We start from the raw sequence: 15,883 nt of genomic DNA on the forward strand, positions 1-15,883 counted from the left end.
TATGTGCAGTTTGTTTGGTTTAATCGACTTTAAGGAGTGCCTGAGTACCCATACGAAGAACAAAATCCTGAATACCCTCGCAAGAGAATGTCAGGTACGCGGCACGGACGCGACCGGTATCGCGTACAATTGCAACGACCGCCTGCGTATCTACAAGCGTCCGATTCCCGCTCGGAAGATGAAAATCCACATCCCGCACGGCGTCCATGTCGTCATGGGGCACACCCGCATGACCACACAGGGCAATGCGCAGTTTAACCAGAATAACCACCCGTTCCTTGGTCATGTTGACGGCCGCAGCTTTGCGCTCGCGCATAATGGCATGCTGTGGAACGACAAAGAACTCCGTATAGAAGAAAGCCTTCCGCTCACGAGCGTTGAGACAGACAGCTACATTGCCGTTCAGCTTTTAGAGAAAAATAAAACCCTCGACTTCGGCAGCCTGCAAGCCATGGCTGAGAAGGTCGAGGGTTCTTTTGTGTTTACGGTACTGAATAAGGACAATTCTATCTGGTTCGTGGTCGGAGACAATCCGCTCTGCATCATGTTCTATGATGGCTTTCTGATTTACGCCTCGACGCAGGAAATTCTGTGCAAGGTTATCAAAAAGCTGAGATTGAAAGCGCCCACTGATATTCTGGAGCCACAGGAGGGCGAAATTATGAAAATCGACCGGAATGGCCGTATCACTACAGGCACTTTCACACCGCATACGACATTCGAGCACTGGTGGCGCAAATATCCCTTCTATCGCAGCTATTATGAGGACACGCCGACAGGCTATGATGACCTGTTTAGCGTGGCGAAGGCATTCGGCGTAACCGCCGATGAGGTGCAAGCACTTCTCGACTACGGATGTTCGGAGGAGGAGATCGAAGAGATGCTCTACGATCCTACTCTGTTGCACGAAATGACCGGAGAGTTGTTATACGCATACTGAGAGGAGGTGGAAACATGAATGCAGGAAAGATTATCCGCGATACCTTAGTCCTCATCGGCCTGTTGGCTGATATTCTCGACGAGGATTAAATGAACTGCTCTAGAAGTGTTTCAATAGGGTACACTCTATTGAAATGGTAAAAAGATGTGGCAATAGGGTCGATTTACGGCTTTTGAAATATGTCAGAATGTAGAGTGACCCTATTGCAAAGAATGGAGTGAAAAATTTGAAAATAGGCTACATCCGCGTCAGCACGGAGGACCAGAACACCGCCCGACAGGAAGTCCTGCTGCATGAGCTTGGCGTTGACGAAGTATTCATCGAAAAGGCCAGCGGCAAGAACGCCGATCGCCCGGAACTTACTCGAATGATGAATTACGTCCGTCAGGGGGACACCGTAATTGTTGAGTCCATTAGCCGTTTCGCTCGCAATACCCGCGACCTGCTTGACCTTGTGGAACGGCTGACCGAGAAGCAGGTGGAATTTGTCAGCCGTAAGGAGGCTATCGACACAACCACGCCCACCGGCAAGTTTATGCTTACCGTATTCGCGGCGGTCGCAGAGCTTGAGCGCGAATATATCCTTCAGCGCCAGCGAGAGGGTATTGCCATTGCCAAGACACAGGGCAAATACACCGGCCGCAAGCCACGGCCCTTGCCGGACAACTTCGAGCGAGTGGTCGCTCGCTGGCGTGCCGGAGAGATTACCGCGGCTGAGGCTATGCGGCAGACAGGGCTGAGGGCAAATACGTTTTACCGCAGATGTAATCAACATTCTTAAAATATTGGTGGGAATGGTGGGAAAATGCGCTATTCCCACCATTTATTCACTAAATACATGGCCGGAGAGAAATAACTCGGGTGGAAAAAGTCTTTCGGCTTTATTTAGAAGCTTATCATAGTAAGATACAAAAGCTCTTTGCCTCAAGGCAAATTCCAACACCATACATTCACAAAACAGTTTATTCTTGTCTCCCATAATATCACCGTCTGCGAACATTCGGGTAGGTGTAAAATGTAGATTTTCCCGTTCAACAATTTCCTTAAGCTTTGCCCGTCGTGCTTGTTCAGTCGGTTCGCAATTTATATACGCCGATATATAATTTTCGCCTTTTACCTTATCATCAAGAAGCGCATTAACTCTTGCTGTTAAACGATTTTTGGGAGGCAAATCACTATCATGCAAAAGGAGACTTGCAAGAGAATCAAGTATAGGATTTTCTCGTTGGTTCAATTGTGGAGTAAGCCATGAAGGAGCATTCATTAAACAATGATAGATATGATAGCGAATTAATCCACCTAAATCATCTATAAAATCGTTTGGACTTTCGCTGCAATTAAAATCATAAGGCTTTTGAACATTGGTGGCATAGAATGAAAAGCGATTATACTTTGACAATGCATAAAATTGGAACTTAGCATAGTCGAGATTTTCAGGTGGCAATAGATCTAGAAGGTGGTTAAATAGAATAATGTTGCATTTTTTTCTTGATGCTGTATTGGGATTCTGTTTATCAGGATCAACATCTTGCAAATCATTTTTACGTGATGTGGGTACACAAAATTTATATGTTTTTAATGTACCTTCGGCTAGTTTCGTTGTATATGTAGTAAAAAGCACCCATATCCATAACGCAACGGGAACTTGAAGCGAATCCTCCTCTAAGAGTAAATGTATCCAAGGCAATGAATTTTGTATAACTTCGATAGTGGATTTCAGGTAATTCCCGTAATCACGACAATATGCTTTTTTACAACAAGCCTCTACATAGTAATAGAACAACTTGGCTAGTTTTTGTTCATCTTCTGTATATAAAATATTTGCCATTCGCAAGGCATCGTTCTTTTTATGATGTAATTTACGGCAGGTGTTCATTGGGAGATGCACACCTTGCCTGACAAATTCTGTTCGACGTTCGAGAGCTGCGTTTATTCTGTCGATATTATGATGCCACCTGCTCCAGCTATCGTATAACGTGTTAGTAGGCATAAAGCCATGTTCACGAATAAACGGAGTGTTTTCTCGCAGTTGCCGTGTACCAGGTGTATCTTCTGGTGACTCATCTGGTAACTCACGCCCCCAAGCATCCATTAAATTAGGATACGCAGGATTGGCCAATGAACGGGAATAATTGAGGAAAAGAAAAACGCGATCACAGATTAACTTAATAAATAATTCTTGAGAAAGTTCAACGCTCTCAATATCGTTGACAAACAATTCTTTATCCCAGAAGTGACTAAAATCTTGATAGGCAATTTGCGAATGGAAGTCATTCCACTCATCAAACATTTTCTGACGAATTTCGTCATTTGTAATGACATCATGTGGAGCCCCCTGTCCTGACGTTCCACGGCGCCTGTGAAACAGGTACTCGAGGTGGGGGATTTGTTGGACTAACTGTTTGACATTTTGTGGAAGCATAGTATTCCTCCATTTGGATTAATTCTGATTCGATGTTTACGTGCTGAAAAATCTTTGTACTTTGCGAATAGATAGGCCTGTGATTTTCGCGTATAATTATTACCGTGATCACTTGAAGCGCTCACCCAAAGCCAACGCTGGTTTCAAGTAAGGCGTGGCTCTAAAGTGAGCACTCACCCTAGGGTACGTATCAACCCAGAGCGCGCTCGTCTATAATCCTAAGGAGGATTATGAGATGATAAATTCTATGAGCGAAATCGTTGATTCTGCGGCTCCGGCAAACGCGCAGGAGGAGCAGAATCGTTCCACACCTCTCTTTCCCTCTCGTATGCCGTTGTTCTATGAAGACAAGCCGCATAAGGGCAAAAAAAGAAAGAAAGGGAAAAAGCACAAGAAAAGTAAACACAGCAAGCAGAGTAAGAAATCGCGCGGAAATACCAGTAAGAACGATATTACTGCCTCTGTTATGAAGCAGGCGATGGACATGAGCTATCGCTGCGGCATGGCTGAGTTCAAAGTCGATCTGCTGGAAAAGATGATGAGGATGGGCGTGGCCATTAAGCGTGGTACTTTTAACGACTGCTTGGTAAACACCGGGCTGGAGCTGCTGTCCGATGGTGACAGCTGATGAACTTCACCGTTGCAGGTACCAGTCTGCTTAATAATGGCGAAGTCATCGCCAATTTTGTGCCGCGAATTCGCGGCGTATATTCTGCCGAACCCGAGGAGCCGCCTTGGCTGCTCCTCGAGGTAACGCGAGAAGGTGCACCGACGCAGACTATTGTCTGGCCTGCGGAGCAGCTAGACCAGTTGAACCTTGAAAAGTTAATTTTCGGTTGCATTTCGCGCGATGCACGTGGTCGGAGCACTAGAAATCTTGTGGCAACTTACCTGCGGATGCAGCTGTCACAATGCGACCTTCCGCGCGGTCAATACTTTGACCAGACCGGCTGGCAGCAGATTGATGGGCGGCACCATTACTTCCCTGATCCGGCCCCAGAAAACCGGCTGGCAGAACCGCCTGAAGGCGGTTCTCCGCCCTATCTGATTGCCGAGGGAGCCTCAATCTTCCGTCTGTCTGTTGATCCAACGCTTTCGGTCGCAACCGCAGTCGAACAGCTGATAAGGACATTTGGGCGGCATTTTGATATATATCTGCCCGTGTGGGGATATTCGCTGTTCTCGGTTTGCCGTTCGTTCTTACAGGACAGCGGCTTACCAACAGCATGTATCCTGTACCTGATAGCCACACAGGATTTCGGCAAGACAGCAACAGCAAAGACCCTCTGTCAACTGTTCGATGATTCGAGTGGGTGCATGGCTGATGTCTACGACGCTGGCAGCACAATGTCCGCGATGGAGCGTGCATTGATGACCACGCGCGACCGTTCGGTACTGCTGGACGACATCTATATCGGCACCAACAAGGCGAAACAGCGCGAGCGTCTTGCAAGTGCGGCCGCATTACTGCGGTTTGCAGCGAACGAAACCAAGCGCACCAAAACCCAAGGTTCCACGAATGTTTATGTCAGTTGTGCCGCTGGACTGGTCGTCACGGGTGAAATCCCCATGGAGGCATCCTCGGACGTAACCCGTTGCATCATCGTGCGTATTCGTGAGAAATTAGCCGGTTCCAGTAATCCGGTTGATTTGGAGTCGCTTCGTCATACTGCAGCCACGGCTATGCAGGGGTTTCTTGCATGGTTTGGCGAGCGCTATGAGGAATTCCGCTCTCGTATTAAGAGCGAGATGGAGTCGCAGCTTGCCGCTGTGAAAAGCGCACCGAACGAGCGCGTGAAGAAGTCGTTGTTCGAGCTGTACTGGCTGCTTTGTCGGTTTTTTGACTATGCCGAAGCAGTTGGCGCAGTTTCAGCAGTCGCGAAAGGGGAGTTTGTCCGAGCGACTGCGCAGGCATTGACTGAGGTTTGGCACAATATCGCTGAGGAGCTGCGCCGTATCGAAAACTGCCCGAAAACCATTCGGGCGGCGATCATAAGCGGAGTGGAACAGCAGGCATTCAGCTACTCTACGCACAAGGGCTGCATTTGCGTTAAGCTCCCTGCGCTGACGAAGTATCTGCAAGAGCTGTATCGCCGGAGTGACCTCAGTGAGCAGTATGTTGCAGCACGGCTCCGCCAATACAACTTGCTGTCCATCGATGCCAGCAAGAAGTCCACCAAGAAAATCTATGGCAAACGTTACCTGTGTATTCCCATTTCACGCCTGAAACTGGGTTCACATCAAGTGTAACGCTGCCATACAAATTATTCAATACAAGGAGGCGCAAATTTATGTCTAATCCTGCAATTACATTAGTACCGCCGCGCCGTTACTACGACACGGCAACCATCGCTGAGACTCACCGTCGTCTGCAGGCGGACGGCCATAACATCTCGGAAAACATGCTCCGCGGCCTTGTCCGTCAGGGCGTTCTTCCGGCGGTGAAACTGGGTCGTAAGGCATTGCTCTACTACCCGAACGTCATCAAACTGCTGACCGAGGGCAACAATGATGTTGCGGCAGATGATATTCGTCCGTCGTACATTCCGCCGAAAATTTCGGTATAAGATGCAGTCTGCGGTGCGTCCGAGCGGCGCACCGCATTATTCTACACGAAAGGAGAGGAAAATGTGCCAAGCATTACAAAAAAGCACAACAAAAACAGCTTCAGTTTCAAGATTACCGTTTCCTGCGGTTACGATGAGGCATACCGTAAAAAGCGGCACTACAAGGTCTGGAAGGCACCGGAAGGCTGGTCAGAGCAGCGTGCCGAGCGAGAGGCACAACGCATTGCGTTCGAGTTTGAAAAGGCAATCAAACAGGGTTACCAGCCGGACAACCGCAAGACCTTTGCGGAGTATGCGGCCTATGTTATCGACCTGAAAGAGCACACGGGTACCAAGCACAGTACGATTCAGCTGTATATGCACCTCTGTGAGCGTATTCTTCCTGCAATCGGACACATCAAGCTGACTGAACTGCGTCCGAACCATTTGAACAAGCTGTATATCAGCTTACAGGAGGACTGTACGAAGCACACGCTGGATAACGCTCGTGCCAAGGTTGATTTGGGTGTGCTGATCAAAGAACATAAGTGGTCTCGGGCCAAGGTGGCGAGATTAGCGCATCTCAACGGCGTAACGATTACAACGGCCTGCCGCGGGCAGGTGATTCGCAAGACCTCGGCGGACGCGATCGCTGCCGCGCTGAAACTGCCGACGGCGAGGCTGTTCGATATTATCCACAATACCGATCACCTTGCGGTGAAAACCGTGCTGCAGCATCATCGTTTTATCTCAACGGTACTGTCGCAGGCGGAGAAAGAAATGCTCGTTCCGTATAATGCCGCAAGCCGTGCAACACTGCCTCGGGCGAAGAAGAAGCCGATCAACTACTTTCAGCCGAAGGACATTCAGCGCATTATACAGGCGCTTGAAAGCGAACCGCTGAAATGGAAGACCATCACGCACCTGTTCATTGTCACGGGTGCGCGTCGAGGTGAGATTATGGGCCTGAAATGGCACAATGTTCATCTGGACGAACGATACATCAAGATTGAAGACAATCTGCGTTACTCTAAGGCACGCGGTATTTATGTGGAAACGCCCAAAACCGAGGAGATTCGTTTTGTTGCAATTCCGGAGGAAACTGCTGAATTGCTGCGTGAATACCGTGCTGAGCAGGAGAAGCTGCGCGAGCTAAACGGTGATCGGTGGCAGAATAACGAAGGTTTTCTGTTCACGCGGGATGACGGTCGTGTTATGCACCCGGACAGCCCTACGGCGTGGCTGACGAAATTCAGCCGTCGGCATGACCTGCCGCATGTGAACCCACACGCCTTTCGGCATACGGTTGCCAGCGTGCTGATTGCGAATCATACTGATGTTGTGACGGTTTCCCGTCAACTTGGACATTCCAATGTAACGACCACGGAAACCTACTACGCACATCTCATTGAGGAGTCGCGCGTCAGGGCGGGTGAGTGCATTGCCGATGTTATGCTGCGCGGTTACGATGGGAAAGGAGAAAAGTTATCCTCTTGACACACAAAGAAAACTGCAATACAATCGTACTACAAGGAGATGATTTTATGGCTATGGATGCAACACTTCAGATCCGCATTGACAGTGCAGTAAAGGAGCAGGTAGAAGCGCTTTACCGCAATTTGGGTACTTCGTTCGCTGAGGCTGTACGGATGTTTGCACAGCAGAGCCTGCAGGAAGGCGGCATGCCGTTTCGGCCGTCACTTCGTGCGTGGGATGACATGAGTGAAGCAGAAATCAGCGAAAAGCTGTCGCGCAGCAGTGAGAATATTGCTGCCGGACGCATCTCTGCGCAGTGCGATATGGACGCTCAAGTAAAGGAGCTGCTTCAGAGTCGTGCCGCAAAGATATAAGATATTTTACACCTCAACGGCCGAGCGGGATATTACGGAAAAGCTGATGTATATTATGCAGCAGTATCGGGATACGGCTTTGGCAGAACGGTGGGACAACGCCTTTGCACTTTGCTACAGGAGAATTTGACTGCATTTCCGGCTAAGTATCCGTTATATGACGTGGAACTGTGGAGTAAAACGAAAAGAGCAGCAATCGCTGCTCTTTTTTTCTATCATAACCCCCTAATCAGTCGCCCCGACGGTCGCCCGAGAATCTGCAACAATTTATACTTCGCCAAAAAGTAAAGAAAAACCGCTCATTTCAACGAAACAAGCGGTTTAACATGGTACGCCCGGTGCGATTCGAACGCATGGCCTTTGGAGTCGGAGTCCAACGCTCTATCCAGCTGAGCTACGGGCGCGAGTACATGATATAGTATACCAGTCTTTCGTGCGTTTGTAAAGCGGTTATTGCGGGGTATTTCGGTCGGATTGTGCCGAAACACCCCGATTTCCGTCTTACGTCTGCGCGTCGTCCGGCTTTTTCTTCTTTTTGCGCTTGCGATAGCGGTCCTCCTCGGAGAAAACACAGCCGCAGTAATTCTGCATGTACAGGCCAAGCTCACGCGCCTTATCCTGTCCCTCGCGGAAGCGCGGCGAAAAGTCGCGGTGCAGATACTCGACACCGTATTTTTCGGCCATTTGCTCGCAGATCTGACGCATCAGCTCGTGATTCTGGTACGGGCTGACAAACAGGGTAGAGGTAAACCGGTCGTAGCCGTGCTCGGCGGCGTAGCGCGCAGTTTCCTCAAAGCGGAGCGCATAGCAGGTCGCACAGCGGTTATCCCAGTTGGGATAGACAGCTTCGATGAACTTTCGCAGACCGTACTCGTCTCGATCTCCAGCTTGAGATCAATGCTTTTTGCATACTCAACGAGTGTATTCTTGCGCATTTTGTACTCTTTCATCGGGTGAATGTTGGGATTGTACCAAAAACCTACCGGCTCGATGCCCTCCTGCCGCAGCGTGTCGATGCACGCAATGGAGCAGGGCGCACAGCAGATATGAAGAAGTGTTCCGGACAAAAAATCAAACCTTTCTGAAAAGTATTCTTGTTATTTCACGCCTTTTTGATCGGGTGGCGAATGACGGTTTTGCGTTTCTCCGGCGCGGTTTTGCGCGGATCGGAGATATAAATCTCGTGGTGCAGCCGCTCGGCGGTGAGGTCGTTTGCATAGCCGTTCTGCGCGAGATACTCGTCCATCACCGCAACAGACGCAGGTTCGTCATCATAGGAGCCAACGTGCATCATCTGTACGCACAGACCTTCCTCAATCGTCAAAAACTCGGCTGAGGAGCAATCCAGATGTTTCTTTTTTGCTGCCGTCTGTACGGCCCAGTCAAAATCCGTCTTGGTCACAAAATCCGGCAGACGAATGACGGAAATCCAGTGGAAACCGGATTTATCCGCATAATTTACCCCGTCTACATCATCCTGCCGCCAGAAACCTTCCAGCGGCGGAACAATATATTCAAAGAAGCCTGCGATTTTATAATCGGTCTTATAACTCATTTTCAGCGTGTAGGCCACGGCATACAGCACGCTGATGGCCTGCTGATATGCACCGCCGTCCTCGTTCGGGTCGCCGGTGCCGCGCACGGCAATGTAGTTCATTGGCGGCACTGCGGTAATCTGCGGCTTGCTTTTCGGCTGATAGAGTTCCTTGTACTCTTTTTTGAAGTCAAACGGCATAGCGCTCTCCTTTATTTCTTCCAGTGCTTGAGGGTCGGCACAATGGCTTCCATATGGGCGCGAACCTGCTCTGCAGGCCAGCTTTCGGTTGCCATATGCGTTACGCAAACGTCAATCAGCTGCTCTTTCGTGGTGTATTTGAAGGTTCCGTCGGCATAGCACCACATGCAGTAGTCCTCGTTAAAGGAGCCGTCCGGCTCTTTACTGGTGATGGAATCTTCAAGCGGCATGCCGCAGCATTGGCAGATCAGCTGCCGCGGAGAGCCGAGAAGCGTATTGATCGACACGTTAAAGAACGCGGAAAGCAGCTTGAGCGTTTCGACATTCGGCGTGGTTTCGCCCGTTTCCCAGCGGGATACCGCCTGTCGGGTGACAAAAATTTTTGCAGCCAGTTCGTCCTGTGAGAGACCTTTTTCGGTTCTGAGATGATATAAAATATCCTTTGTATTCATAATCGAACACCTCCGTGAGGTAAGTGTATCATAGGATCTTTTTACGGACAAGCAACATGCGGTTGCGGTATCGGATAGCGCCTGTCAGCAACCTGCCGGTTTAATTATTATACCGCGTTTCCGGCCTACTTGCAAACCCTGTCGAAAACCGTTATACTGAGATTAGATTGACCCGGAATTTTGATCAAAGGAGGCATATTCCCATGAAGGATATTGCATACTATAACGGAAAAATCGGCCGCATTGACGAGGTGCAGGCGCCTATCACTGATCGCGGTTTTTACTTCGGCGACGGCGTTTACGATGCGGCGATGGTCAACAACAAGAAAATCTTCGAGCTTGAGGATCATCTGGACCGCTTTTACAACAGTCTGAAGCTGCTCCGCATCGAGCCGCCGATGCAGCGTGACGAGCTGACAAAAACGCTGAACGAGCTGGTGTCTCAGTTGGATTCGGATGCGCCGCATATGCTGTACTGGCAGTCCACGCGTGCAGTGGCACACCGCATGCACGCGTTCCCCAAGGGCGGCAAGGCCAGCCTGATGGCATTTTCCGAGCCGTGCGGACTGGACCGCCAGGATCATCCGTACAAGCTGATTTCGGTCGAGGACACGCGTTTTCTGCATTGCAACATCAAAACGCTCAACCTTATTCCGAACTGCATGGCAATGCAGCAGGCTGTTGAGGCGGGCTGTGACGAGGTCGTTTTCCACCGCGGCGACCGCGTGACCGAAGGCGCACATTCCGGTCTGGCGATTCTCAAGGATGGCGTGTTCTGTACGCCTCCGGCGGATAATCTTATTCTGCCGAGTATTACGCGCAAGCATTTTCTTACGCTGTGCGACAAGCTCGGCGTGCCGACCCGCATTGCACCATTTACTGTGGATGAGCTGAAAAACGCAGATGAGGTGATGATCCTGTCCACCGGCACGCACTGCGTCGGCGCATGCGAGTTGGACGGCAAGCCGCTCGGCGGCAAGGATCCTGCACTGCTCGATAAGCTGCAGAAGGCGTATCAGCAGTGGTTTGACGAGAAAACCGCAAAATAATGGAGAATTGAAAATGAATAATTGAGAATTAAGTTATCGCGCATTGCGTGTATCCGTCATTTTCCATTCTCAATTTTCAATTTGGAAAGGACAAAAGAATGCCCAACATTGTTATCATTGGCGGTGGACCGGCGGGACTGAGTGCTGCGATTTACGCGGTACGCGCCGGCATGCAGGCAACCGTTCTGTATAAGGACGGTGGTGCGCTGGCCAAAACGGACAAGATCGAGAATTATTTCGGCTTTATTGAGCCGGTTTCCGGTGCAGAGCTGCTCGAGCGTGGACAGAAGCAGGCCGAACGTCTGGGTGCAGTTTTGCGGCAGACCGAGGTAACCGGTATTGAGTATGCGGCGCAAGGCTTCACGGTTAAGACTGCGGACGGCGTGTTTGACGCAGATGCGGTCATTCTGGCAACCGGTTCGCCGCGTGCAGTGCCGAAAATCGAGGGCGTAGCCGCATTTGAGGGCCGCGGCGTCAGCTACTGCGCCATCTGTGACGCGTTTTTCTATCGCGGCAAGGACGTTGCCGTGCTCGGTCAGGGTGAGTATGCGCTCGAGGAAGCGCGAGTGCTGCTGTCGGTGGCACGGTCTGTTACGCTGCTGACGAACGGCAGCGAGCCGCCTGCCGACCTGCCCGACGGTCTGCGCGCAGAAACGCGAAAGGTAAGCGCGGTCGAGGGCGATGAACTGGTGTCGCGCGTGGCGTTTGCCGAGGGAGAACCGCTGCACGTTTCCGGTGTGTTCATCGCCTACGGCACCGCAGGCAGCGGCGATTTTGCCCGCAAGCTGGGCGCGCAGCTGGACGGCACGCGCATCAAGGCGAACGCCGACGGCTCGACGGCTGTGCCCGGCCTGTTTGCGGCGGGTGACTGCACCGGCGGTCTGCTGCAGGTGGCAAAGGCCGTCGCAGACGGCGCCGAGGCTGCAATGAGCGCGGTGAAGTTCGTGAGAAAGTGAAGAAAGCACCGCATACCTCGGTATGCGGTGCTTTTTTATGCGGTTTTGACCGGGGCATTAACCCTCGTAATCATCCTCATTCTCCCAGTTGTGCCAAACTGCCTGCACGTCGTCGTTATCCTCGAGGTTGTCGAGCAGCTTGCGCATCTGCGCCATATCCTCTTCCTTCTCAAGGGTGATGTAGTTCTGCGGAACCATCTGCAGCTCAGCCTGTGCGAAGGTGTAGCCTTCCTTCTCGAGTGCCTCACGAACGGTGGAGAAATCATCCGGAGCGGTGTAGATTTCGAAAACGCCTTCCTCAACGAGGAAATCCTCAGCGCCTGCATCGAGCGCCTGCATCATAACAGCGTCCTCGTCCAGACCTTCGCTCTCCATAATGATAACGCCCTTCTTATCGAACTGCCAGGATACGCAGCCGGAAGCGCCCAGACCTGCGCCGTACTTGTCGAACAGGTGACGAACGTCCGCAACGGTGCGGTTCTTGTTATCTGTCAGGGTCTCAACAACGACTGCAACGCCGCCTACGCCGTAGCCTTCATAGTTGTTTGCCTCGTAATCGACCTGACCGTTTGCACCGGAGTACTTATCGAGCGTGCGCTTGATGTTATCGTTCGGCATATTGTTGGCCTTGGCCTTTGCAATGCAGTCGCGCAGGCGAGCATTGAAATCCGGATTAGCGGAGCCGCCTTCCTTGATTGCGATTGCCATTTCACGGCCGATTTTGGTGAAAATCTTTGCTTTTTTTGCATCGTTTGCGCCCTTGCGCTTTGCGATGTTATTCCACTTGGAATGTCCCGACATGATGAGTGTCCTTCTTTCTTTTATATCATCTAAAATATTAACTGTATAACACGCAGAACAATTTTAACAGGTTTTTCGCTATTCTGCAAGTCCTGCGAGTATATTTTTCGCGTTTGCGGTGCAGAATAGCATTGCAAACGAAACGAGGTGAGCCAAATGAGCAAGCAGAACAAGAACCGGAACCAGCAGGGTCAGCAGAATCAGCAGCAGAATCAGCAGCAGAATCAGAAAAACGATCAGCAGAACGGCTGATATTTTTTCCTGAGCCGATGGGTGTGCCTGTCGGCTTTACTTATTTTCAGCGGGTTGCTGACGGATTGAGAATGAGTTCTGATCTTTGGCTGAGAGACCCGCCGCACCTGCGGCGGCGGGCACAAGGGTGGACACCAAGGTTTCCACCCTTGTGAATCCCGTTTCCTTTATTTCTTAGTCTGGCGCAGATCAGAGACCGGCGACCGCTCCGAAATAGGGGAACGGCAGAGGATTTTTACTTCCGTCTCTTTTTCAACTTATTCGCAGTGCCAGATACTTTGCTGCTGCACATGTGGTTTACTCTACGCAGGCGCAACACAAGGTGAATTGCCCGAAGGGCAAGAGAAGGTCCCCGGGGGGATAACAATGTTGCGCAACTCGTTTGCGCGGTGGTTGCGGATAGCACCTGCGGATTTAAGGCAATACCGTTTTTAATTCTCAATTTGCTTTATTTTCCAAGGTTTCCATCCCGGTATTTCTGAATCGCTGCCAGAAACTCCTTGCCGTACCGCCTTGCTTTTGCGTCGCCTACGCCGCGGACGGACAGCAGATCGAACTCGCTCGATGGCTGTTTTGCGGCCATATCAGCGAGTGTTGCGTTGGAAAAGATAACGTACGGCGGCACGCCTGCGCGTGCTGCAAGGCGGGTTCGTACATCGCGGAGCGCATCGAACAGCTTTTCATCCACATCTTCCACAAGAGCCGCATACTGTTTGGCTGCTGCCGGCTTTTTCTCCTTGGGCAGCTTGACGCGGAATTCGCCGCGTCCGCGCATGAGCGCGTTACCGGTGCGGGTGAGCGCGAGCACGTTCATGCGGTCCGGGTCGGCGATGAGGTGTCCGCGCTCAAGCAGCATGTCGATCAGCCGACGGACATACACGGCGGTGCTGTCCGGCATGATATTATAGGTGGAAAGTGTATCCAGATGGAACTGCGTGATTTTTTCGTTCTTACTGCCGGTCAAAATGGCGGAAACGACGGTTTTGCCGAACGCACGGCCGCGTTCATCCAGTCGGTATACGCACGAGAGGATTTTTCGTGCGTCCATGGTTGCATCCACTTCCTCGAAATTAGTGTCGCAGCTGCTGCAGTGTCCGCACGATATCGGCGAATTTTCACCGAAATAGCGCAGAATGTAATGCCGCAGGCACTCGGTCGTGGTGCAGTAGAACGTCATCTGCCGCAGGCGTTCGCGGTCGCGCGCGATGAGCTGCTGACGGGTGGCCTCGTCAATGGTTTCGTCCTCGGCTTCGTGGCTGCGCTCAATCAGAAACTCGGCCATGCGCACATCTTGTCCGCTATATAATAGAATACAGTCGGCAGGCTGACCATCTCGACCGGCACGGCCGGCCTCCTGATAGTAGCTCTCCATATTTTTCGGCATATTATAGTGGATAACGAACGATACGTTGGACTTGTCAATACCCATGCCGAATGCGTTGGTAGCGACCATAATGGTCTTGCGGTCGTACAGAAAATCGTCTTGATTCTCGCGGCGCTCCTCAGGATCGAGACCCGCGTGATAGCGGGTGGCGGGCAGACCACGGCTGAGCAGCAGATCGCAGATCTCCTCCACGTTTTTGCGGGTGGAGCAGTAGACGATGCCGCTTTTATCCTTGCGCTCATTCAGCAGCTGCAGCAGCTTCATGCCCTTGGAGGTCGGCTGTTCGACAGCAAAATACAGATTTGGACGGTCAAAACCGGTGGTTTTGATGAATGGTTCGTGCAGACCGAGTGCCTGTACAATGTCGTCACGCACCTCAGCCGTTGCGGTTGCCGTAAACGCGGAAACGAGCGGCCGATCGGGCAGTTCGGCAAGAAAGTCGAGGATTTTGAGGTAGCTTGGACGAAAATCCTGTCCCCATTGAGAAATACAGTGTGCTTCATCGACTGTGACCATCGAAATCGGTACGCGCTTGGCAAATTCGAGAAACGAGGGGGCGGTCAGGCGTTCCGGCGCAACATACAGCAGCTTGTACTGTCCTCGTCCGGCGAAGTACAGTGCATCGCGGAATTCCTCCGCACTCATCGCACTGTTGATGCACGCGGCAGGCACACCTGCCTCCACGAGTGCACCGACCTGATCCTTCATCAGCGAAATGAGCGGTGAAATGACCAGCGTCAGACCGGGGAACAGCATAGCAGGCACTTGGTAACAGATGGATTTTCCCGCACCGGTCGGCATAATGCCGAGCGTATCCCGGCCGGAAAGGATGGCGCGAACCAGCTCGTCCTGTCCCGGGCGGAACGAATCGTAGCCGAAATATTGTTTGAGAATGTCCTGTGCGGTCATGGTCTGCTCCTTACATATAATAGTAGATATAATTGCCGGCGGCTTTCCAGTATTTTGCGCAGAAAGTCGAAATACGACCAGCCTTGTGCAGCGGCAGAAATCATGATCAGGCAGTTCTGCGTTGGCGGTAAATTGTCGTCGTACCGCGCCGCATCGTCAGGCCGCTGCCTGACAACGTACACGCCGGTGAACTGTTCGATCGGGTGTTCGGCTTTATTATAGTATCGTGCAATTATCTTATCACGTTTTCAGAAAAATCTCAATAGTTTGAAAAAAGTGCTTGACATTCGCTGTCGGATTTGGTATTCTATTAAAGCTGTCTCTCAGAGACAGGCGCAAAACCGAAAAGTTTGATTTAGAACCGATTGAGGTTCTGAAAAAAAGAATTTGAAAAAAGTTCTTGACAAATGCTTCTGGTTTTGATATACTAAATAAGCTGTTGATGAGCGGTTAAGAACAACGAAAAGTTGTGAAAACTCTTTGAAAACAGCAGATTGTACCTTGTAAATTAAACAACGATGTGCTTAAACTTTTGTTCAAAAGAACGAAGGTTGTAGTGCGAACCTGAAATTTCGAGAGTTTTTTAC

The 15,883-nt window shown here is 50.9% G+C and carries 15 protein-coding genes, 1 tRNA gene and 1 pseudogene; 9 read left to right on the plus strand and 8 right to left on the minus strand.

The window, feature by feature from the left end:
* Nucleotide 1: 1 nt before the first annotated feature.
* Nucleotides 2–940, plus strand: a complete 939-nt coding sequence (locus tag DXB00_RS12655; RefSeq protein ID WP_118730053.1) for a class II glutamine amidotransferase — start codon at nucleotides 2–4, stop codon at nucleotides 938–940.
* A gap of 226 nt (nucleotides 941–1,166) precedes the next feature.
* Nucleotides 1,167–1,721, plus strand: coding sequence for a recombinase family protein (locus DXB00_RS12660; protein WP_118730052.1), 555 nt, complete (start codon nucleotides 1,167–1,169; stop codon nucleotides 1,719–1,721).
* A gap of 42 nt (nucleotides 1,722–1,763) precedes the next feature.
* On the opposite strand, the gene DXB00_RS12665 is transcribed toward DXB00_RS12660, so the two are convergent.
* Nucleotides 1,764–3,362 carry a hypothetical protein gene (locus tag DXB00_RS12665; RefSeq protein ID WP_118730051.1) on the minus strand — a complete coding sequence of 533 codons (1,599 nt, stop codon included), beginning with the start codon at nucleotides 3,360–3,362 and terminating at the stop codon, nucleotides 1,764–1,766.
* Nucleotides 3,363–3,597: 235 nt separating this feature from the next.
* Between DXB00_RS12665 and DXB00_RS12670 the strand changes: the two genes are divergently transcribed.
* The 5 genes from DXB00_RS12670 (at nucleotide 3,598) to DXB00_RS12690 (ending at nucleotide 7,758) form a co-directional block, all read left to right on the plus strand.
* The gene (locus tag DXB00_RS12670; protein WP_118730050.1) at nucleotides 3,598–3,990 is read left to right on the plus strand and encodes a hypothetical protein; all 393 of its coding nucleotides are present in this window, start codon (nucleotides 3,598–3,600) and stop codon (nucleotides 3,988–3,990) included.
* 251 nt (nucleotides 3,991–4,241) lie between these two features.
* The gene (locus tag DXB00_RS12675) at nucleotides 4,242–5,612 is read left to right on the plus strand and encodes a hypothetical protein (protein ID WP_147359219.1); all 1,371 of its coding nucleotides are present in this window, start codon (nucleotides 4,242–4,244) and stop codon (nucleotides 5,610–5,612) included.
* A gap of 41 nt (nucleotides 5,613–5,653) precedes the next feature.
* Nucleotides 5,654–5,929 (plus strand): hypothetical protein, encoded by a 276-nt coding sequence (locus DXB00_RS12680; RefSeq protein ID WP_118730048.1) that lies wholly within the window; start codon nucleotides 5,654–5,656, stop codon nucleotides 5,927–5,929.
* A 63-nt stretch (nucleotides 5,930–5,992) separates the two neighbouring features.
* On the plus strand, nucleotides 5,993–7,405 hold the full coding sequence (locus DXB00_RS12685; RefSeq protein WP_118730047.1) for a tyrosine-type recombinase/integrase: 1,413 nt from the start codon (nucleotides 5,993–5,995) through the stop codon (nucleotides 7,403–7,405).
* Nucleotides 7,406–7,452: 47 nt separating this feature from the next.
* Entirely contained in the window at nucleotides 7,453–7,758 is a 306-nt protein-coding gene (locus tag DXB00_RS12690) for a type II toxin-antitoxin system RelB/DinJ family antitoxin (RefSeq protein WP_118285876.1), read from the plus strand.
* A gap of 327 nt (nucleotides 7,759–8,085) precedes the next feature.
* On the opposite strand, the gene DXB00_RS12695 is transcribed toward DXB00_RS12690, so the two are convergent.
* The 5 genes and pseudogenes from DXB00_RS12695 to DXB00_RS12710 all read right to left on the minus strand — a co-directional run bounded on the left by DXB00_RS12695 (nucleotide 8,086) and on the right by DXB00_RS12710 (nucleotide 9,945).
* A tRNA-Arg gene (locus tag DXB00_RS12695) sits at nucleotides 8,086–8,162 on the minus strand.
* A gap of 97 nt (nucleotides 8,163–8,259) precedes the next feature.
* A complete protein-coding gene (locus DXB00_RS18005) occupies nucleotides 8,260–8,622 on the minus strand; it encodes an epoxyqueuosine reductase QueH (protein WP_330427932.1) in 363 nt (120 codons plus the stop codon).
* 74 nt (nucleotides 8,623–8,696) lie between these two features.
* Nucleotides 8,697–8,825 (minus strand): annotated as a pseudogene (locus DXB00_RS18010) (epoxyqueuosine reductase QueH); the annotation flags it as partial.
* 35 nt (nucleotides 8,826–8,860) lie between these two features.
* Nucleotides 8,861–9,493 (minus strand): GyrI-like domain-containing protein, encoded by a 633-nt coding sequence (locus DXB00_RS12705; RefSeq protein WP_118730046.1) that lies wholly within the window; start codon nucleotides 9,491–9,493, stop codon nucleotides 8,861–8,863.
* 11 nt (nucleotides 9,494–9,504) lie between these two features.
* Nucleotides 9,505–9,945 (minus strand): zinc ribbon domain-containing protein, encoded by a 441-nt coding sequence (locus tag DXB00_RS12710; protein WP_118481159.1) that lies wholly within the window; start codon nucleotides 9,943–9,945, stop codon nucleotides 9,505–9,507.
* 203 nt (nucleotides 9,946–10,148) lie between these two features.
* On the opposite strand from DXB00_RS12710, the gene DXB00_RS12715 reads away from it, so the two are divergent.
* Both DXB00_RS12715 and DXB00_RS12720 read left to right on the plus strand, forming a co-directional pair.
* Nucleotides 10,149–10,994, plus strand: coding sequence for an aminotransferase class IV (locus DXB00_RS12715; protein ID WP_118361674.1), 846 nt, complete (start codon nucleotides 10,149–10,151; stop codon nucleotides 10,992–10,994).
* A 98-nt stretch (nucleotides 10,995–11,092) separates the two neighbouring features.
* Nucleotides 11,093–11,950, plus strand: a complete 858-nt coding sequence (locus tag DXB00_RS12720) for an NAD(P)/FAD-dependent oxidoreductase (protein WP_118730045.1) — start codon at nucleotides 11,093–11,095, stop codon at nucleotides 11,948–11,950.
* A gap of 57 nt (nucleotides 11,951–12,007) precedes the next feature.
* On the opposite strand, the gene DXB00_RS12725 is transcribed toward DXB00_RS12720, so the two are convergent.
* Entirely contained in the window at nucleotides 12,008–12,751 is a 744-nt protein-coding gene (locus DXB00_RS12725) for a YebC/PmpR family DNA-binding transcriptional regulator (protein WP_110435528.1), read from the minus strand.
* Nucleotides 12,752–13,451: 700 nt separating this feature from the next.
* Nucleotides 13,452–15,296 (minus strand): DNA helicase RecQ, encoded by a 1,845-nt coding sequence (gene recQ, locus DXB00_RS12730; protein WP_118730044.1) that lies wholly within the window; start codon nucleotides 15,294–15,296, stop codon nucleotides 13,452–13,454.
* Nucleotides 15,297–15,883: the final 587 nt, after the last annotated feature.

It is taken from the genome of Butyricicoccus sp. OF10-2, from assembly GCF_003481925.1.
GTDB lineage: Bacteria > Bacillota > Clostridia > Oscillospirales > Butyricicoccaceae > Agathobaculum > Agathobaculum butyriciproducens.

What these genes read in the sequence shown, in the direction of transcription:
- DXB00_RS12680 (WP_118730048.1), top strand. Translation starts at nt 5,654, where the DNA reads ATGTCTAATCCTGCAATTACATTAGTACCGCCGCGCCGTTACTACGAC.
- DXB00_RS12710 (WP_118481159.1), bottom strand. Translation starts at nt 9,945, where the DNA reads ATGAATACAAAGGATATTTTATATCATCTCAGAACCGAAAAAGGTCTC.
- DXB00_RS12670 (WP_118730050.1), top strand. Translation starts at nt 3,598, where the DNA reads ATGATAAATTCTATGAGCGAAATCGTTGATTCTGCGGCTCCGGCAAAC.
- DXB00_RS12690 (WP_118285876.1), top strand. Translation starts at nt 7,453, where the DNA reads ATGGCTATGGATGCAACACTTCAGATCCGCATTGACAGTGCAGTAAAG.
- DXB00_RS12715 (WP_118361674.1), top strand. Translation starts at nt 10,149, where the DNA reads ATGAAGGATATTGCATACTATAACGGAAAAATCGGCCGCATTGACGAG.
- DXB00_RS12725 (WP_110435528.1), bottom strand. Translation starts at nt 12,751, where the DNA reads ATGTCGGGACATTCCAAGTGGAATAACATCGCAAAGCGCAAGGGCGCA.
- recQ (WP_118730044.1), bottom strand. Translation starts at nt 15,296, where the DNA reads ATGACCGCACAGGACATTCTCAAACAATATTTCGGCTACGATTCGTTC.
- DXB00_RS12705 (WP_118730046.1), bottom strand. Translation starts at nt 9,493, where the DNA reads ATGCCGTTTGACTTCAAAAAAGAGTACAAGGAACTCTATCAGCCGAAA.
- DXB00_RS12655 (WP_118730053.1), top strand. Translation starts at nt 2, where the DNA reads ATGTGCAGTTTGTTTGGTTTAATCGACTTTAAGGAGTGCCTGAGTACC.
- DXB00_RS12720 (WP_118730045.1), top strand. Translation starts at nt 11,093, where the DNA reads ATGCCCAACATTGTTATCATTGGCGGTGGACCGGCGGGACTGAGTGCT.
- DXB00_RS12665 (WP_118730051.1), bottom strand. Translation starts at nt 3,362, where the DNA reads ATGCTTCCACAAAATGTCAAACAGTTAGTCCAACAAATCCCCCACCTC.